Source organism: Prevotella sp. SGI.167, from assembly GCF_050313615.1.
GTDB lineage: Bacteria > Bacteroidota > Bacteroidia > Bacteroidales > Bacteroidaceae > Prevotella.
The window spans coordinates 32,302-50,433 of record NZ_JBNPLT010000005.1 but is presented as its reverse complement, the minus strand read 5'-3'; the positions used below and the strand labels follow the sequence as shown (position 1 = coordinate 50,433).

Here is an 18,132-nt window from a genome sequence, read left to right as displayed (position 1 = left end):
TGGGGGAGAATTAAAAATGGCTATTTGTCAGGAGGAAAGTGGCTTCCATTGCTGCTTATTTAAGCCTTTTTTCATTTATTGCCTGACTATGGCATAATGTTGCCCCCTACCAGGGCAACATTATGCCATGACGAGGCACGAAACGATGTATCGCCTCGTTTTTTTAGGAAGAAGATGCCTTTGGTAATCAAGCACAGTCGTCAAAATTCTACTCTCGCTTTTACTCTTCACCCTTCACCTTTTGGGTGTAATTTGTTGTGAATTAGAATGTTATGAGGGTGAAGAGTGCTCTTAACTCTTCACCACCCTTCACCCACTCTTCACCCTTGGAAAATTTTGCTTTTATGCGAAAAAACTGGAAAAATTAGAAGGTGAAGAGTGGGTGAAGGGTGGTGAAGGGTCTGCGTAACTCTTCACCCGCCGAAACTATTGAGTGATAGGGGTTTATGCATGAAAGGTGAAGGGTGAAGAGTGTATTTGAGATTGCGTTTTTATCCTTTTCTTCCGAAATCGGCAGGAATCTCGCCCCACTTCTTCGTTTCCCATTTAAAGATAGGAACGGTGACGGGGTGGGTGCGGAGCCAATTCTCGGCACGGGCGATGACCTGATAGAGCTGCTCGGTCTGAGGAGTGCGCTCCAGTTTGGTCTTGCATTGCTTCTTGCTTACCCAGAGCTGGGCATTCACGCTGTCGCTATAGATTACCTTGTCGGTAATGCCCTTCTGTGCCATCAGGGCGAGGGCGTGGACGATGGCGAGGAACTCGCCGATGTTGTTGGTGCCGTGGATAGGACCATAGTGGAAAACCTGGGCGCCGGTCTGAAGGTCGATGCATTGGTATTCCATCGGACCCGGATTGCCGGAACAGGCTGCATCTACAGCCCAGGCATTCGCCGTAACTTCATTGGGTAGAGGGAGAACTGTATCGTTTCTCCACGAAGGAGGATTGACGGGCATATTACTCATATTTTTCTGATTTTTGTTGCTTGGTTGATGAATTTTGGAGAATAATGGTCTTTATAAATAATTTTTTTGGACTTTTATATCTATAGAAGTATACGAACCTCTATAAATGTGAAATGAGCAATCCCCAGAGTCTGGCTCTGGGGCTGCTCATTATCTGTCAATAGTCATTATTCGATTGTAGGTTATAATATCTTATGTAAAAATTACATTCTTTCTGGAACCTCGATGCCGAGCAGAGCCATACCGTTCTTCAGAATCTTGGCAACATTGGCTGCGAGAACCAGGCGGGTAATCTTCTCTGCCTCGCTCTCAGCATTCAGGATGCTGTAGTCGTGGTAGAACTGGTTGAATTCCTTGGTCAGCTCGTAGCAGTAGTTGGCAATACCGCCAGGGTTATAGTTGTTGCCGGCATCAGCTACGGCTACAGCGAAGTCATTCATCTTCTGGATGAGGTCGATCTCCTTCTCGTTGATAGGAGCATCTGCGCCCAACTCTGCAGGAAACTCGATACCCTCGGCAGCAGCCTTGCGCATGATGCTGCGGATACGAGCGTAGGTGTACTGGATGAAAGGACCTGTATTGCCGTTGAAGTCGATACTCTCTTCTGGGTTGAAGAGCATGTTCTTGCGGGCATCTACCTTGAGGATGAAGTACTTCAACGCTCCAAGACCCACGATGCGTGAAATCTCCTGGCGCTCTTCCTCGCTCATGTCCTTGAACTTGCCAAGCTCATCACTTGTCTGGCGAGCATCCTTGATCATCTCTGCCATCAGGTCATCAGCATCTACTACGGTTCCCTCGCGGCTCTTCATCTTACCGTTAGGCAACTCTACCATACCGTAAGAGAAGTGAACCAAGTCCTTGCCCCACTTGAAGCCGAGACGGTCGAGCAGGATAGAGAGTACCTGGAAGTGGTAGTTCTGCTCGTTACCTACTACGTAGATCATCTTGTCGATAGGGAAGTCCTTGAAACGGAGGTCGGCTGTACCGATGTCCTGAGTCATATAGACAGAAGTGCCGTCAGAACGGAGCAGGAGCTTCTGGTCGAGACCCTCGTTGGTGAGGTCTGCCCACACAGAGTTATCGTCCTTGCGGAAGAAGAGACCCTTCTCCAAGCCTTCCTCTACTTTCTTCTTACCTTCGAGGTAAGTATTTGACTCATAATATATCTTGTCGAAACTTACACCCATCATCTTGTAAGTCTCATCGAAGCCAGCGTAAACCCAGCTGTTCATCTTCTGCCAAAGTGCACGGACCTCTGGGTCGTTGTTCTCCCACTTCACGAGCATCTCGTGAGCCTCCTTAATCAGCGGAGCCTCTGCCTTTGCCTTCTCTGTGGCAGCTTCCTCGTCCATACCCTCCTTCATGTACTGAGCCTTGAGCTCTGCGATTTCCTCACGATAGTGCTTGTCGAAGGCTACATAGTAGTCGCCGATGAGGTGGTCGCCCTTCTTGCCGGAAGTTTCAGGAGTTTCACCATTGCCCCACTTGAGCCAAGCGAGCATTGACTTACAGATGTGGATACCACGGTCGTTAACGATGTTTGTCTTGATTACCTTGTTGCCGTTAGCCTCCATGATCTGAGCCAGAGACCAGCCGAGGAGGTTGTTGCGCACGTGACCGAGGTGGAGAGGCTTGTTGGTGTTAGGAGAAGAGTACTCGATCATGACGAGCGGGCTATTCTCTGTAACAGGCTTCTCGCCGAACTTAGGGTCAGCGTTGATGGTGTTCAAGAGTCCTACCCAAGCGGCAGGAGCGATAGAAAGGTTGAGGAAACCCTTTACTACATTGAAGTCTGCGATGACGTTAGCGCAGTTCTCCTTCAGGTAGTCACCAATCTCGAGTGCAGTTCTCTCAGGAGTCTTCTTAGACATTTTGAGGAATGGGAATACGACGAGGGTAAGGTTACCTTCGAAATTACTCTTGGTCTTCTGCAGGGCTACCATCTTTTCAGGTACGTCCTGACCATAAAGCTCCTTCACCGCCGCGATGACAGAGCTGATGATTTCGTTTTCTATCTTCATTATCTTTATATCTTTTTTACCGGTAAATATCTTTTCTTTATGCCCGCTCAAGGGTCATTTGCATCCCCTTGTTGTCTAAGCGGCTGCAAAATTACAAATAATAATTGGATTGTGCAAAGAAAAGCGATATTTTCTTTATCCTTCGAGGATAATTTCGGCCACGTCTTCCGGTGAATTCCAAAGGATTCCGTCCTGCAGCTCATCATCGGTAAAACCGTTGAGTGCTTCCTGGGCTTCCTTAGGAGTGATGGCTGACGTTCCGTCCTCATTCTTTGCATCGAGCAATGCCTGTAAGATGGCTGCTCTGTATTCTTCGATTGTCATCATAATTTTTATGTTGTTTCGTTGTTCATTTTGTCTTTTTGATGGTGACAAAGGTAATGTTTTTTTTCGAAAACTCCAAACTTTTTGTCATTTTCTTTCGGAGAATATAGAAAAGTTTTAAATTTTCACGTATTTGAAATGTGAAACGGCAGGAGCGTTAGCTGTTGTCTTGCTTTTCCAGATAGAATGTAACATGGTAGCCGGAGAGACTGTTGTCGGATAGTCCCAGTTCGATGTTCTGCATCATCAGCATCTGGCGGGAGAGAGATAGTCCGATTCCCGTTCCGGATGATTTGGTGGTGAAGAATGGGATGAAGATTTCCCGTGCCACATCGGCAGGGATGGGGGCACCATTGTTGCTGAACAGCAGGACAGGACGCTCGTTTTGGCTCATGCGGACGTCGATGTCGGTGGCATGGGCTTCGATGGCATTCTTGGTAAGATTGATGAATACCTGTCGCAGCATGTTGCGGTCGGCCTCCAGCGTGGCATTCTGAGGGAGGGAAAGGTGCCAGCTGAGGTCGGGATAGAGCGCCTTGATGCTCTCCAGGAAAGAGGCGAGCGGAAGGGGTTCTACGACGGGAGCCTGAAGCTGGGTGAGCTTGCGGTAGCTATCCACGAAGTTGGTGAGCGACTTGCTGGTGTCGTGAATCGCCTGAATGCCTTCTTCGTATTCGCTTCCCTTGATCTGCGGGTTGCTGAGATAAGCCTGGCAGATGCTGGAGATGGGAGCCGTGGCGTTCATGATTTCGTGGGTGAGTACATGGGTCAGCTTTTGCCAGGATTCCACTTCGTGTCTGGCTACGAGGCGGGCAATATCGCCCTGCATGTCGTTGAGTGCCTGCTGCAAAGCTCTTTCGCCTGGAAGCAAGCCCGAAGTGGGTAGGCGGAAGGCGTAATCGCCATTTCTTACAGCCTCACGCATCAGGAAGGCACGAGCCTTCAGCCTTCGCTGATGGCGAAAGAACAGATAGATGAGGCCGCCCAGGATGAGGCAGATTCCACCTATTAAATATATAATCTTGATAATAACCATAAAATTGCTCTAATACATTTGTCTCTTAACTTCCCCCTAACTTCTCTTAACTTCTTTAACTTCCCTTTCCAAAAGTCATCTCTTCAGTTTTGCGTAGAGGGTTTGTCGGGTAATTCCGAGCATTTCGGCTGCACGCGAGATGTTGCCGTGGCATTTATCCACTACCTTCCGGATGTAATCGTTCTCGAAATTTTCCAAGGTTGCCACTTCCGTATTGTTGTCGATGGCATCTTTTAGGGTTCTGATGAGTTCGTCATTATCCCAGGGCTTGGTGACGAAATCGGCGGCTCCGCTTTTCAATCCCTTGATGGCAAGCTGCACGTCGGCAAAGGCGGTGATGAGCACCACGGGGATGTGGGCGTGGAGCCGGCGGAAGGTGCGGAGCCAGAGCAAACCGTCCTGTCCGCTGTTTACGCCGAGCGAGAAGTTCATGTCGAGTAGGATGAGATCTACCTGCTCCTGTTGCAGCAGCGTGGGGGCGGTATCGGGGCGAGAAAGGGTGAGGATCCGTTCGAACGTATTGCTCAGACAGATCTTCAGCGCCGTGAGTATCGACGGATTATCGTCGATGACAAGAAGGGTTCCGTATTTCATTTCTTTTATTTTTTTGTTTGCAAAAGTACGCTTTTTTCCCGAAACGACAAACAAAAACGGGATTGTTGTGTGATAATCATACAATAGAGTGTATGAAATTCATACAATCCACCTTTCGGGCTGGCGGAAATCTTGGCAGAAAACGGGAGAAGCCGTAACTTTGCAGCAGCTAACGAAAACAGGGAGATGGCATTCTTCCTTTATCGTTTGATTTAAGTGAAACAAAAAATAAATGAGTATATGATGAAAAGTTATGTGAAATTCTTATCACGCAACAAGCTTTATGCCACCATAGAGGCCTTGGGCCTCTCGGTGGCACTGGCTTTTGTGCTGATTCTCGTTTCCTACGCTACTGCAGAGTACCGTGTGGGAACGAATCAGAAACTGGCGAAGGAACTCTATGTTGCAGGTTCCGGCGATTATCTCGGAATGACCTGGGGCACAGCCAAGGAATTCTTTCCTTCCATCCCGGAAATCAAGGGATGGACAAGATTTGGTGAATATTATGCTCCGCAGGGAGCCCTGATAGATGGACAGTATTATGAGGCAAAATATCTGGCTATCGACCCGAACTTCTCCCAGTTCATGGGTTACAAATGCCGTGGTTGTGCGCCTGATCATCTCCTTTCGGATGCTCATCAGGCAATGGTTTCGGAATCTTTTGCCAAGAAAGCCTTCGGCAACGCCAATCCTATCGGCCGTACCATCCAATGCGGTAAGCTGCAACTCAAGGTGGTGGGAATCATGGAGGATTTCGACCGTGAGGACCTTCTTAACCCATACGATATTTTCGTGTCGATGAAACTGATAGAAGCTAAGGCTCAGGCGATGGATCAATTTGGCTCCTGCACTACGGTGGCGCGACTGGCAAAGGAAGCCGACCCCAAAAAGGTGAGACAGACCTTGCTCGGCAAATACATAAACTATTGGAAAGATTGGAAAAAGGAATCGGATGGAGTCAACTTCATGTGGGGCTGCCAGTTTATGAGATGGGACCAGATTCATTTTACAACTGATAGTGTCGATATTTTCAAGCATGGCAATCGTACTCTCGTGAATATCCTCCTGGTCGTGGCGCTGGTCCTGCTGCTCTCAGCCTTGTTTAATTACATCAATCTTACGGTGGCTCAGATTGGCAACCGTGCGAAGGAGATGGCTACCCGAAGGCTGCTGGGCGAATCGGTAGAGGGCGTGATGCTGCGCTATCTCAAGGAGTCGGCGCTCTTCACGGCAGTCTGCTTCCTGTTGGGCTTGTTGATTTCCTGGGCATTCATCCCGTTGTTCAATTCTATGTTGGATACGAAAATCGACCTGTTCCATTCCTTCGACCTTCTGTGGTTCCTGCCGTTGGCTTACGTCATCATTTCCATCTTTGCGGGAATCCTTCCTGCTATCGTGGTTTCCCGTTTCAATCCGATAGATGTGGTGAAGGGAACCATCCGCATGCGCAGCAAGATGTGGTTCAGCAAGATATTTATCGTAGCCCAGAACGTCATCAGCATCACGCTGGTAGTCATGGCGATAACGATGATGCTCCAGATGAAGCATCTTGCCGATTTGCCCTTGGGTTATCAGACGAAGGATATTGTTTACATCTATTCTTCTTTGGATGGTTCGCCGGAGAAGATGGCTATCCTCAGGAACCGTCTGAAAGCGCTTCCTGAGGTGGAAGAGGCCACTTACGGCAACGCCAATCCTATTGTAAGCTGGGGAAATGGCGTGCATGATGACAATGAAAAAGTAATAGGAATGCTCCGTATGTTCATGGCAGATTCCACGGCGATGAAGATGTTGGGATTCAAGGTGATTGAACAGTATTGCGAACCAGCCTATGGCAAGATTTGGGTAACGGAAGAGGCGAAGCGTGCCTATGGCGTTTCTGCCCACAAGCCTTGGTTCGGAATGAGAATGAAGGATGGTAAACATGAATATGAGGTGTGCGGCGTGATTGCCGATTATCATAGTGGAGATGCGCTGAGCGAGAATGAGAAAACGGAGCATAATGCCATTGGAGTCATTACCCCGCAGCAGGGTGGATGGGCTGTTCTGGTGAAAACCCGTGGCGATCATGCCCAGGCGCTGCAGGCAATCAGGAATACCTGCAAGCAGGTGGCTAAGGAACTGATGGGTGTTCCTACGGAAATGGATGTGGAGTATATGGATGATACTTTGAAGAATAACCTCAAGGACAAGCATAATATGATGGTGCTCATCATCACATTCATGAGCATCTCTATCCTGATTTCTGCCCTGGGTCTCTTCGGAATGTCGGTTTATTACGGCAACCAGCAGAAGCGGCAGATTGCCCTCCGCAAGGTGATGGGCGCTTCGATTGGGGATGCGGCTTGGCAACTGGCTAAGAGATTCCTCGTCAGTTCGCTGGTGGCTGTGGTCATCGCCATCCCTATCTGCGTGAAGCTGATGCAGACTTATCTCATGGATTTCGTCCATCGCATCTCCTTCCCTTGGTGGGTGTTGCTGGCTGGTGCCATCTTTACTTTATTGATAGCCTTTGTTTCGGTTATCGGCTGCACCCTGCGTACGGCGATGTCGAATCCGATAGACAGCATCAAGGCTGAATAATGAGTCATAAACTTTAAAAAGATTTCTAACGATGATACGAACAGAGAATTTAACTAGAATATTCCGCACGGAAGAGGTGGAAACCATCGCCCTGAACGGCGTAAACATAGAAGTAGAGGATGGCGAGTTTATCGCCATCATGGGGCCTTCGGGATGCGGCAAGTCAACCTTGCTGAACATCCTGGGCTTGCTGGATAGTCCTACGGAAGGCAAGTATTGGTTGAATAACGAGGAAGTGGGTCATCTGAAGGAGCGTGAGCGTACCGCCTATCGCAAGGGTCGCATCGGCTTCGTGTTCCAGAACTTCAACCTCATCGACGAACTTACCGTTGAGGAAAATGTGGATTTGCAGCTGAAATACCTCGGAGTGGGAAAGGCGGAGCGCAAGGAGCGTGTGCTCGAAATTCTGAGAAAGGTGAAGCTGAGCCATCGTGCCAAGCATTATCCTCATCAGCTTTCGGGCGGTCAGCAGCAGCGTGTTGCGATAGCTCGTGCCGTGGTGGGCAAGCCTAGCATCATCCTTGCCGATGAGCCTACGGGTAACCTCGATTCCAAGAATGGTATGGAGGTGATGCAGTTGCTCAGCGAGCTGAACGAAGAGGGAACCACCATTGTGATGGTTACGCACTCCAAGCACGATGCTACCTACGCCAGTCGCATCATCAATCTGTTTGATGGACAAGTGGTGGATGCGATGAATGATCAGCTTTGATCTTTGGTTTCGAATGATTAGCTTTGATCTGCGGTTTACTGTCCAACAATTAGACGGTGGTGTCTAATTGTTGGACAGTTTGTTTAATGAGGGTTTTTATTTAATGGCCTGATTATTAGGAGAAATGCTGTTTTGGCACGGCTCTTGTCCTAATCATACCAAAATGAAGAAGATTATGAAAAGAATAGGAATATTGATAGGATGGTTGGTCTGGGTGGCTGGCGCTTCAGCACAGAGCTGGAGCCTTGACGACTGTATGAAATACGCCGTGGAGCACGCCACGGAGGTGAAGCGGGAGGTGGTGAATGCCCGCCAGCGCAAGCAGGATTACCAGCATGCTGTGGCTGGATTCCTGCCTACCGTTACGGGTGGCGTACAGGGACAGTACGCCTGGGGACGAAACATCGACCCGGAAACCAATACTTATAATAATGTAACGACATTCAACAATTACTATCAGCTTTATGCCGAACTGAATGTCTTCGATGGTTTCGCTACCATCAACGCCTTGAAGCAGGCTAAGCTGAGCCGGGATTATTCAGCCACGGCGATGCAGAAGATTCAGGACGATAGAGCCATCGACGTGATGCAGAAATATGTGGATGCTGCCTATGCTGAGGCAAGCATTCAGATAGCAAGCGAGAAACTGAACGAAAGCAAGCGGATGCTGGCGAAGATGAAGCGACTGTATGAACTGGGTGAAAAAGGGCGCCCAGATGTGGTGCAGATGGAATCGCAGGTGGCAGAAGATGAATACAATCTTACACATCAGGAGAATGTGGCAAAACAGAGTCTGCTCGCCTTGAAATCCGCGATGAATTTTCCGGTGGATGAAGAACTGAAATTGGCGGCTCTGACGAAGACTCAGAAGAAAAGCCTGGAATCAGGAATGCTGAAAGAAAGCGAGAAAGAAGCTGGTAGTCAGAGCGTAGAACCAAATGGGGTAGAGAATCTGGGGACTGACAAAATAGAAACGTCAATCTTACCTGTAAACTACGAAACCGTTTACCAGGGCTTCCAGCATATTTCTCCCGATTTGAAGTCGGCAGAATACGAAGTGGAGCGGGCACGATATGATTATAAGATAGCAAAAGGCAGATTGCTGCCATCACTCTCTCTCGGTGGCGGCATTTCTACCAACTATTATAAGAATCTCTCTCAGAAAGGGCAATACGATGGGTTTGCCTCGCAGTTTCGCAACAACCGGGGCGAATACCTCGCGTTGACCCTTTCCATACCTATTTATAATAGCGACCGATGGCACAGCGTGAAGAAGGCACGCAACGACTGGCAACTGGCGCAGGTGAACCTGGAGGAAACCCGTCGCAAGCTTCATGACCAGATAGCCCAGGCGGTAATGGATGCAGAGGGTTACGCCAAGGAGTTGCATCAGATGCAGAAGAAGGTGGCCTCCGATTCGCTCGCCTATCACATGTCGAGCCGGAAGTTTGAGGAAGGAATGCTTTCCACCTTCGATCTTCATACCGCAGCCCAGACGCTTCTGGAAAGCAGAATCAAGGAACTCCAGATGCAGATGCTGCTTATCATCAAACAGAGATTGGTTGCTTATTATCAGGGAGAAAATTTAATTAAATAAACCTGGAGAATGCAAGTGAATTCTTCACTTTTCGTTCTTCACTCTTCACTTAAATTATGGATATAAAGATAGAAAAGAAAAAATATCTCGTGCCTCGCAAGTATTGGGCATGGATTGGCGGAGGAGCGGTTTTGATCGCAGTCCTCATTTGGTTGGGATTGGGCAATTTCTCTTCCACCCTGAAGGTGGACAGGAAGGGATTGAGCATCGGAACCGTAGAGAAGGCGCAGTTCAACGATTATGTTTCGGTGGATGGACAGGTGGTTCCTATCTCCGTGGTACAGATCAGTTCCGAGGAAGGCGGTATTGTTCTGGAGAAAGTGGTGGATGAAGGTGCCCACGTGAACAAGGGCGATGTAATCGTGAAACTGAGCAATTCGAATCTCGACCTGGAGATTCTGAATGCCGAAAGCGAACTTGCCGAAAAGCAGGACATGCTTCGCAACACCCAGATTTCGATGGAGCAGGACCGTCTGAACAACAGCAACGAGGAACTGTCGCTTTCGCAGGATGTCATTACCAAGCGCCGTTCCTATCAGCATCAGGAGGCGTTGCACAAGGAAGAACTCAATTCGCGCGAGGAGTATCTGAAGGCTAAGGAAGATTACGACCTTGCCGTCAAGAAGCATGCGCTCATCAGTAAGCGATTGAAGAAGGATGCCCAGCTCCGCCGTTCGCAGATGGATCAGATGGGTGATAATCTGGAAGCCATGCAGAAGAATGTGCAGCTGGTTCGCCAGCGCAAGGAGAAGCTGAACATCCGCAGCACCATTTCGGGTGAAATCGGCTTGCTAGATGTGGAGCTGGGACAGAGCATCCAGGCTGGACAGAAGATTGGAGTCATCAACGACCTCAGCGATTTCAAGGTGCAGGCGCAGGTGGATGAGCATTACATCGACCGGGTAAAACCGGGACTTACTGCCACTTTCGACCAGAACGGTAAGCATTATCTCCTGCAGGTTCGCAAGGTTTATCCCGAGGTAAGAGATGGCAGATTCCGCATCGACTTCATCTTCAAAGGTGTTCGCCCAGGCAACATCCGAACCGGTCAGACTTATTATGTAGATTTGCAGCTCGGTCAGTCGAAGCAGGCAATAATCATCCCTAAAGGCACGTTTTATAGTGTAACGGGTGGTCAATGGATTTTTGTATTAGACAAGAGTGGCAAGAAGGCTTATCGCCGAAAGATCACCATCGGTCGCCAGAATCCTCAGTATTATGAGGTGATTGAAGGCTTGGAGCCGGGTGAGCAGGTTATCGTTAGCGGCTATGAGGCCTACAAGGATAATGATGTATTAGTTTTTAATTAGTAGTGATTAGTTAGTAATGATTAACTAGTAGTGATTAGTGATAAATTGGGCTAACGCCCTTGAAACAGGATATTGATATGAATCATATTATTAACGCATTCAAGAATCTGCCTCGAAGGGGCCAGCACAACTTCGTGAAGATTTTGTGTCTGGCGCTCGGATTGGCAATCAGTTCGGTAATTATTGCCGAGATTTATTTTGAGCAGACTTACGATACGTACTTTCCAGGATGGGATAGGACGTATCAGATTTCGGAAGTGGGCAGTAACCATGGCGAAACCATGGAGTTTAACAAAACTTCAGGAGCTACCGCCCAAGGTGTAAAGCAATATGCGCCTATGGTGGAAGCTGCTACCAGTACTCACTATTTTTATGATGATGCCCAATGTAAGATGGAAGACCAGAACATCGTTTCTGCCAATATTAGGATGGCAGATAGTTGTTTCTTCGATGTCTTTCCACAGAAGATATTGATAGGCAAGGCTAAACAGATTTTATCCCAACCCTTATCCTGTCTCATCGATTCTGAAACGGCAGCAAAGATTGGCGGCAATGTTGTAGGCAAGCATTTCACGCTTTCTAATTATCCGGGAACCACTTTTACCATCTATGGTGTTTTCGAAGCGTTTCCCTGGGGTTCTTCCTTTCATGGTACGCAGATGATTCTGTCGATGTGTAGTATGCCATACGTATATTCCTACGATGACAGAGGCCAATGGGTGGGAAATGATAGCTATGCATCATACATCCGGTTGGCAAAGGGGCATGAGGCAAAAGAGCTCAAGCCTTACGTGAATAAGATGCGAGAGGACCATTTCCCTTTGAAGGAGATGAAGAATATGGGAATAGAACTGAACTATGATTTCACGGTATTGAGCGATGTTTACACCCAAGATCCTTATGTCAAGAAGATGGGATGGATTATGGGAATTATCGCTTTTGTCCTCCTCTTCACTTCTGTGATGAACTATCTGCTCATCATCGTGGGAAATCTCGTGGGTCGTTCTCGCGAAATGGCTGTCCGAAAGTGCTATGGTGCCGAATCGAAGAATATTCATGCCATCATTTTCTCTGAGGCTTTGGTGCATGTGGGACTGGCGGTTGTTCTTGCGGCTGTTCTTGTATTCCTTTGCAAGGGAACCATCGAAAACTTCCTTTCTGCTCCGGTAAGCACGTTGGTGCTTAATCGTGGCAGTTGGATATTGGTGGCAATCTGTATTCTGGTACTGTTGGTTGGCGGTTTGTTGCCAGGTTGGCTCTACAACAAGATTCCTGTAGCCATCGCTTTCCGTGGCTATAATGAGAATCGCAACCGTTGGAAACTTGGTTTGTTGGGTGTCCAGTTCGTTATTTCTGGTTTGCTGTTCAGTTTGCTTTACATCGTGAATGGTCAATACCAGCTGATGTTGGGGCTCAATCCTGGGTATGATTACGATAATGTGGCTATTGTTTCGATAGATGCCAGCAATAGAGACCAGCGCAACCAATGTCTGGCAGAAGTCAGGCGAATGCCGAATGTCAAGGAATGCAGTTCGACTTTTAATGTTCCGCTCGATGGGTATGATCGTAGTGGAAATATGGTAGGAGTACCTGGCGACGATAAAAATACCTTTAATATCATGGAGATGTCGGGAGTGGACGATAATTTCTTCAAGATGATGAATATTCCTATCGTTCAGGGCTCTTTCTTTACGGAAAGAAATGACAGTTGCCGACAGGTTATTATTGATGAACGAGGTGCTGAGAAACTCATCAAAACGTGGCATTGGAAGGATGGCGTAGTTGGCAAGCAAATTACCTGTACAGGACATGATGAGAATATCTTTACCATTTGTGGCGTGAGCAGGAATATTCGCTGGGGTGCTGCGGAAACCGCTGGTGATGGAATGAATGGATTGCCTGACTTGTATTTCTATTCTGCCAAGACGGCTTACTACATGTTGGTTAAGTTTAATGAATTAAGGGACGAATCGTTGTCGGAGTTGCAATCGAAGGTGCAGGCGATGTATCCGAACAATAAGGTCATCGTGAAGAGTTATGCTTCTGAATTGGCTAACCAGTATGCTTCCCAGCTTAATTTCCGCAACGGAATCTTGGTTGCCGGCATCGTGACGATGATCATCGCCGTCTTCGGATTGGTGGGCTATACGAGTGATGAGGTGAACCGCCGCCGCAAGGAGATTGCGATCAGAAAGGTAAACGGAGCGAAGGTGAAGGATATTCTTCGCATCTTCCTAAAGGACATCATGAAGATTGCCTTGCCTTGCATCATCGTGGGCGACTTGGGGGCTTGGCTGATAGCCAGACAATGGCTGATGTCGTTCAGCGAGAAGATTACGATGACGCCTTTGCTGTTTATCGGCGTTACCATCATCTTGCTCGTCATCATCGGGCTTTCCGTCATCATCAACTGCTATAAGGTGGCTAACAGTAATCCGGTGAAATATCTCAAGGATGAATAAAATTAAAAGTAAAAAAGTAAAAAGGTAAAAAAGTAAAAAGATAAGAAAATGCTTAAAATAGAGAATCTTTGCAAGTCTTTCCGCACAGAAGATGTGGAGACGATTGCTTTAAATAATGTATCTTTCACAGTAGAAGACGGCGAGTTTGTTGCCATTATGGGACCATCCGGTTGCGGCAAATCCACCTTGCTCAACATCCTCGGTTTGCTCGACAACCCAACTTCGGGAAAATATTTCCTGGGTAATTACGAGGTGGCAAACCTGAAGGAAAAGGAGCGTACGGATGTGAGAAAGGGAGAAATCGGTTTTGTGTTCCAGAGCTTCAACCTGATAGATGAATTGAATGTAGAGGAGAACATCGAGCTTCCTCTTACTTACCTCAATATTCCGAAGGCAGAGCGCAAGGCAAAGGTGCAGGCGATTATGAAGCGAATGGCCATCAGCCATCGTGCCAAGCATTTCCCTCACCAGCTATCAGGTGGTCAGCAGCAACGGGTAGCCATCGCCCGTGCCGTGGTCTTCGGTCCGAAGCTCATCCTTGCCGATGAGCCTACGGGTAACCTCGATTCCAAGAATGGAGCCGAGGTGATGCATCTGCTTACCGAGCTGAACCACGAGGGCACCACCATCGTCATGGTAACGCATAATGAGCATGATGCCAAGATAGCCCATCGCACCATCCGCCTGTTTGATGGACAGATTGTGGAAGCGGAGGGCAATCAGCTTTAGTGCTTCTGTCACTTCTGAGCGTATGACGCTATGCTTCATTAGAAGAGAAATGTCATAAATCGCTTGGTGTTGGCCTCTTTTTGCTTCAGCTCTTCTTCCATTCTCTGTATTGCCATCTTGAAGAAGAAACGGATGAGGTGTTCGTCCGTAGCTTCCGTACGAATCATGCGGAGGGCAGAAATGTATTCCTGACGGGCTTCGGATGGGATGATGAGGAGAGGATGATTCAATCTTAAGAGAATGTAGTTGCTGATGAGTCGTCCTGTTCTTCCATTCCCATCACGGAACGGATGAAGATATTCGTAGAAGCCATGAAAATGGGCGGCAAGAATCATGGGATGAACGGCAGCCGAAACGATGGCTTTTTCGGTAGATTCCAACAGCTTGGGAACTCTGGCGATGAGTTCTTCGTGGTCGCCAAATACCGTATCGCCTGCTGCCATGTCTGTGGTGGTGTATTCGCCCGGAATGGCTTCTGGAGAACGGTAGGAAAGTGTATGGCTGGTAACCCGCCTGTTGATTCCTTTCAGAAGATTCTCGTCGAGTGGATGCTGCGTGTTTTGCATCATGTACTCAAAGGCTTCGAAGTGGTCAAGCATTTCGAAAGCCTCGAAGAGAGTCTTTCCGGCAGGAATCATCCCCAGACCTTTCTCCTTCAGTTCCCGGGTATCATCTACGGAGAATGAGTTGCCTTCAATGGCGCACGAATGGGTAGAGAAGAGTACTTCATTATATTTGATGTACTCTTCTCTATCCATTTTATTGATGATAAGGGTTTGATATTTTCCTCTCAAATCCTCGTATTCCTTGATTTCCTTTTCGAATGCCATAATCTTCTGTATTTGTGGGGACAAAGATACGATTTTTATGGATAAACACCAAACTTTTCTCTCAAAAAAAGTGCTTATGTTATGGGATGATGATGCGGAAGGTGGTGATTCCCTGCGCCTTGTCCTGATAGAGCGAGAGGCTGCCGCCGGTTACTCGCATGATCTGGCGGGAGAGGGAAAGACCGATTCCGCTTCCTTCCGGCTTCGTGGTGAAGAACGGGATGAAAATATGGGAGGCTACATCTTCGGGGATGAGACCGGCGTTGTTGCTCACGTCGATGATGATGGATTCCTGGGCGTTGGCGTAGGCTTTGAGACGGATAAATGCCTTCTTGCTTGCCGCGGATTGCAAATCCGCGGAGCGGCATTCCTGCTTGTTCCTACCCTGCTTATTTCCATCTTGCTTGTTTCTTTCTGCAGATAACTTTCCCTTTTCCTTGAAAGCTTCTACGGCATTCTTCAGAAGATTCGTTACCACGTGAGAGAGGAGACTCTCATCGGCATAAGCCAGCAAATCCTTGGGAGAAACTTCTATCTCTACTTCGTGGTTGCAGAGCAACGCCATCCTTTCCAGGAAAGGCTTCACATAGAAGAGAGCAGGCTGAGGCTGGGGAACATGGGTGAAGCGGCGATAGTTGTTGACGAAAGCCAACAGCTCGGTTCCTGTTTTGTGGATGGTTTTCAAGCCTTGCTTCAGCTTCGCTTGCTCAGCAGATTGTGGCTTCTCTGAAACCTTTATCAATTTGCCTGGAGAATGTAAATCATCAGATTCGTTATCTGCAATCAGCAACTCCTTGCTGCCCAATTCTTTCAGCAGAGTTTCGCTCAATGAAGTAACCGGCGTGATGGTATTCATGATTTCATGGGTCAGCACACGAATCAGTTTGATCCAAGAATCCACCTCCTGATTGCTCAGCTCGTGGCTCACGTCGCTCAGGGCGATGATGCGCACGTGCTTGTCTTTCAGCATGGCTTGCGTCTCATGCTTTGCCAGGTGTTCATCCTTCAGTTTCTCTTTTACCTGGTTCATGTGGGTAAGCACATCCGTATCGAGCAACCGGAGGGCTGCCTGATTATGTTGCAGGATGTTGTCGTGACTATCCACCACCAGGATGCCCGTATCCACCGCATTCAGAATCTGCTCGTAATATTTCTCCCGATCCATCTGCTCCTCTCTCGTATGTTGCAGGAAGAGCTTGATGCGGTTGAGGGATTTGTGCAGAATCTTATCCTCCTTAAACCCCTTCTCCGTAGGAAAGTTGAAGGAGAAATCCCCATTATCTATCGCATCAAAAAGGAAGGTTACCTTCTTGATGTTCCGGCGATAGTGGCGGTAGAGCCAGATGTTGACTGCTACTAGAACTACCAAAATCACCAATAAAACGATGATTGCTAACTGACTATTCATCTGATAACTAAAAATCCGTGTAATCTGTGTAATCCGTGCCTAAATTCATAACCCGTATCGCTTAATCTTATTATAAAGCGTCTGGCGGGAAATACCTAACCTTGCGGCTACCACTGACAGGTTTCCCTCACATTCCCTGATGGTTTTCTCTATCATTCGGCTCTCCATCTCGTCGAGCGTCTGAACCTCTTCCAGGGGCTTCTCTCTTTTCTGCTGGTTTCCGCCGTCAATATCTTCGGCAGAAATCATTCCGCCATCAGACAGAATCACGGCTTTCTCGATGGCGTGCTGAAGTTCACGGATGTTGCCGTACCAAGGCAAACTGGTAAGTTTTTTCTCAGCTTCTTCCGAAAGACGGAGATTCTCCTTATTATATAAATCACCATATTGACGGAGGAATCTTTCTGCCAATGGAACGATGTCTGATTTTCTCTGTTTCAGGGCAGGCAATTCCAGATGGATGGTATTGATGCGATAGAGCAGATCCTCTCTGAATTCGCCATCGTTTACCATCTGCTGCAGGTTGCGGTTGGTGGCGCAAACCAGCCGTACGTTGATGGGAATCTGCTTACTTCCGCCCACTCTTACGATGCTTCTGCGTTGCAGGGCGGTAAGGAGTTTTGCCTGAAGACCATAGGATAGGTTTCCTATCTCATCCAGGAAGATGGTACTGCCGTCGGCAAGCTCAAACTTGCCCGGTTTATCCACCTTGGCATCAGTAAAAGCACCCTTCACATGACCGAAGAGTTCGCTCTCGAAAAGGGTTTCCGTAATGGCTCCCATATCCACAGGCAGCATCTTTTTTCCACATCTTGTGGATAAACGATGTATCTCGTTGGCTAACACCTCTTTACCTGTTCCGTTTTCGCCCGTAATGAGGATATTTGCATCGGTTGCGGCAACTTTTTCCACAATACTTCTCAAATTGTTCATAACTTCGCTATCTCCCCAATACATAGCGCTTTGCGCATCTTTTCCACCAGGTTTTCCACCATTTCTGTTGATAACGTTATCCACAGCCTTGTTCTTATCCCTAGCCTCTACCAGCGTACGTATCATCTTCTCGTTTTCAAAAGGCTTCACGATGAAGTCGGCGGCACCTTCCTTGATGCCTGTTACGGCAAGTTGGATGTCGGCATAGGCGGTAAAGAGCACCACTTCGGTTTTCGGGCTGAGGCTCTTGATTTCCCTGAGCCAGTACAGTCCCTCGTTTCCCGAATTGATTCCGCTGGAGAAGTTCATGTCGAGCAGCACCACGTCAGGATGCTCCTCTCTCAGCTTGGCTGGGATGGAGTTAGGGTTGGCGATGGTGATGATGCCATCGAATATGGGTTCCAGCAGCATCCTTACTGTAGTAAGAATGTTGCGGTTGTCATCAACAATCAATATCGTTCCTTGTTTCTTAATCATGGTGCAAAGTTACGAAATATCATCGGAAATGGGTAATGATTGTCTAATAATTAGACGAAAAAATGCTGATAATGGCGCCAAAAGTGGCAGGAAGAATATTTTTTGGTGAAAACAAATGGCAAGTTTCCCGATTATTTTTGTACTTTTG

At 47.8% G+C, this 18,132-nt stretch carries 14 protein-coding genes; 6 read left to right on the top strand and 8 right to left on the bottom strand.

The genetic code is table 11. The features are described 5' to 3' along the window. Positions 1–491 precede the first annotated feature (491 nt). The 5 genes from ACQRBJ_RS04075 to ACQRBJ_RS04055 form a co-directional block, all read right to left on the bottom strand. The gene (locus ACQRBJ_RS04075; RefSeq protein WP_295346960.1) at positions 492–965 is read right to left on the bottom strand and encodes an RNase H family protein; all 474 of its coding nucleotides are present in this window, start codon (positions 963–965) and stop codon (positions 492–494) included. A 203-nt stretch (positions 966–1,168) separates the two neighbouring features. Beyond that, complete coding sequence (argS, locus tag ACQRBJ_RS04070) at positions 1,169–2,989, bottom strand: arginine--tRNA ligase (protein ID WP_441932982.1); 1,821 nt, start codon at positions 2,987–2,989, stop codon at positions 1,169–1,171. 135 nt (positions 2,990–3,124) lie between these two features. Next, on the bottom strand, positions 3,125–3,316 hold the full coding sequence (locus ACQRBJ_RS04065; RefSeq protein WP_217760640.1) for a hypothetical protein: 192 nt from the start codon (positions 3,314–3,316) through the stop codon (positions 3,125–3,127). Positions 3,317–3,470: 154 nt separating this feature from the next. Next, positions 3,471–4,349 carry a sensor histidine kinase gene (locus ACQRBJ_RS04060; RefSeq protein ID WP_445302920.1) on the bottom strand — a complete coding sequence of 293 codons (879 nt, stop codon included), beginning with the start codon at positions 4,347–4,349 and terminating at the stop codon, positions 3,471–3,473. A gap of 75 nt (positions 4,350–4,424) precedes the next feature. Then, entirely contained in the window at positions 4,425–4,943 is a 519-nt protein-coding gene (locus tag ACQRBJ_RS04055) for a DNA-binding response regulator (RefSeq protein WP_295346963.1), read from the bottom strand. Between the two features lie 240 nt (positions 4,944–5,183). Here ACQRBJ_RS04055 and ACQRBJ_RS04050 point away from each other — a divergent pair, with 240 nt between their 5' ends. The 6 genes from ACQRBJ_RS04050 (at position 5,184) to ACQRBJ_RS04025 (ending at position 14,336) form a co-directional block, all read left to right on the top strand. After that, on the top strand, positions 5,184–7,526 hold the full coding sequence (locus ACQRBJ_RS04050) for an ABC transporter permease (protein ID WP_445302919.1): 2,343 nt from the start codon (positions 5,184–5,186) through the stop codon (positions 7,524–7,526). A gap of 31 nt (positions 7,527–7,557) precedes the next feature. Continuing rightward, the gene (locus tag ACQRBJ_RS04045) at positions 7,558–8,238 is read left to right on the top strand and encodes an ABC transporter ATP-binding protein (protein WP_118311189.1); all 681 of its coding nucleotides are present in this window, start codon (positions 7,558–7,560) and stop codon (positions 8,236–8,238) included. A gap of 175 nt (positions 8,239–8,413) precedes the next feature. Further along, complete coding sequence (locus tag ACQRBJ_RS04040; protein ID WP_445302918.1) at positions 8,414–9,835, top strand: TolC family protein; 1,422 nt, start codon at positions 8,414–8,416, stop codon at positions 9,833–9,835. A 56-nt stretch (positions 9,836–9,891) separates the two neighbouring features. Further along, on the top strand, positions 9,892–11,145 hold the full coding sequence (locus tag ACQRBJ_RS04035; RefSeq protein ID WP_118416971.1) for an efflux RND transporter periplasmic adaptor subunit: 1,254 nt from the start codon (positions 9,892–9,894) through the stop codon (positions 11,143–11,145). 77 nt (positions 11,146–11,222) lie between these two features. Next, the gene (locus ACQRBJ_RS04030) at positions 11,223–13,607 is read left to right on the top strand and encodes an ABC transporter permease (RefSeq protein WP_445302917.1); all 2,385 of its coding nucleotides are present in this window, start codon (positions 11,223–11,225) and stop codon (positions 13,605–13,607) included. 48 nt (positions 13,608–13,655) lie between these two features. Beyond that, positions 13,656–14,336 (top strand): ABC transporter ATP-binding protein, encoded by a 681-nt coding sequence (locus tag ACQRBJ_RS04025; protein ID WP_445302916.1) that lies wholly within the window; start codon positions 13,656–13,658, stop codon positions 14,334–14,336. Between the two features lie 38 nt (positions 14,337–14,374). Here the strand turns inward: ACQRBJ_RS04025 and ACQRBJ_RS04020 are convergent, their stop codons facing one another. From ACQRBJ_RS04020 to ACQRBJ_RS04010, 3 genes are all read right to left on the bottom strand, one after another. After that, positions 14,375–15,166 (bottom strand): Fic family protein, encoded by a 792-nt coding sequence (locus ACQRBJ_RS04020; protein ID WP_445302915.1) that lies wholly within the window; start codon positions 15,164–15,166, stop codon positions 14,375–14,377. 79 nt (positions 15,167–15,245) lie between these two features. After that, entirely contained in the window at positions 15,246–16,574 is a 1,329-nt protein-coding gene (locus ACQRBJ_RS04015; RefSeq protein ID WP_445302914.1) for a sensor histidine kinase, read from the bottom strand. A 45-nt stretch (positions 16,575–16,619) separates the two neighbouring features. Then, the gene (locus ACQRBJ_RS04010; protein ID WP_445302913.1) at positions 16,620–17,984 is read right to left on the bottom strand and encodes a sigma-54-dependent transcriptional regulator; all 1,365 of its coding nucleotides are present in this window, start codon (positions 17,982–17,984) and stop codon (positions 16,620–16,622) included. Between the last annotated feature and the right edge of the window lie 148 nt (positions 17,985–18,132).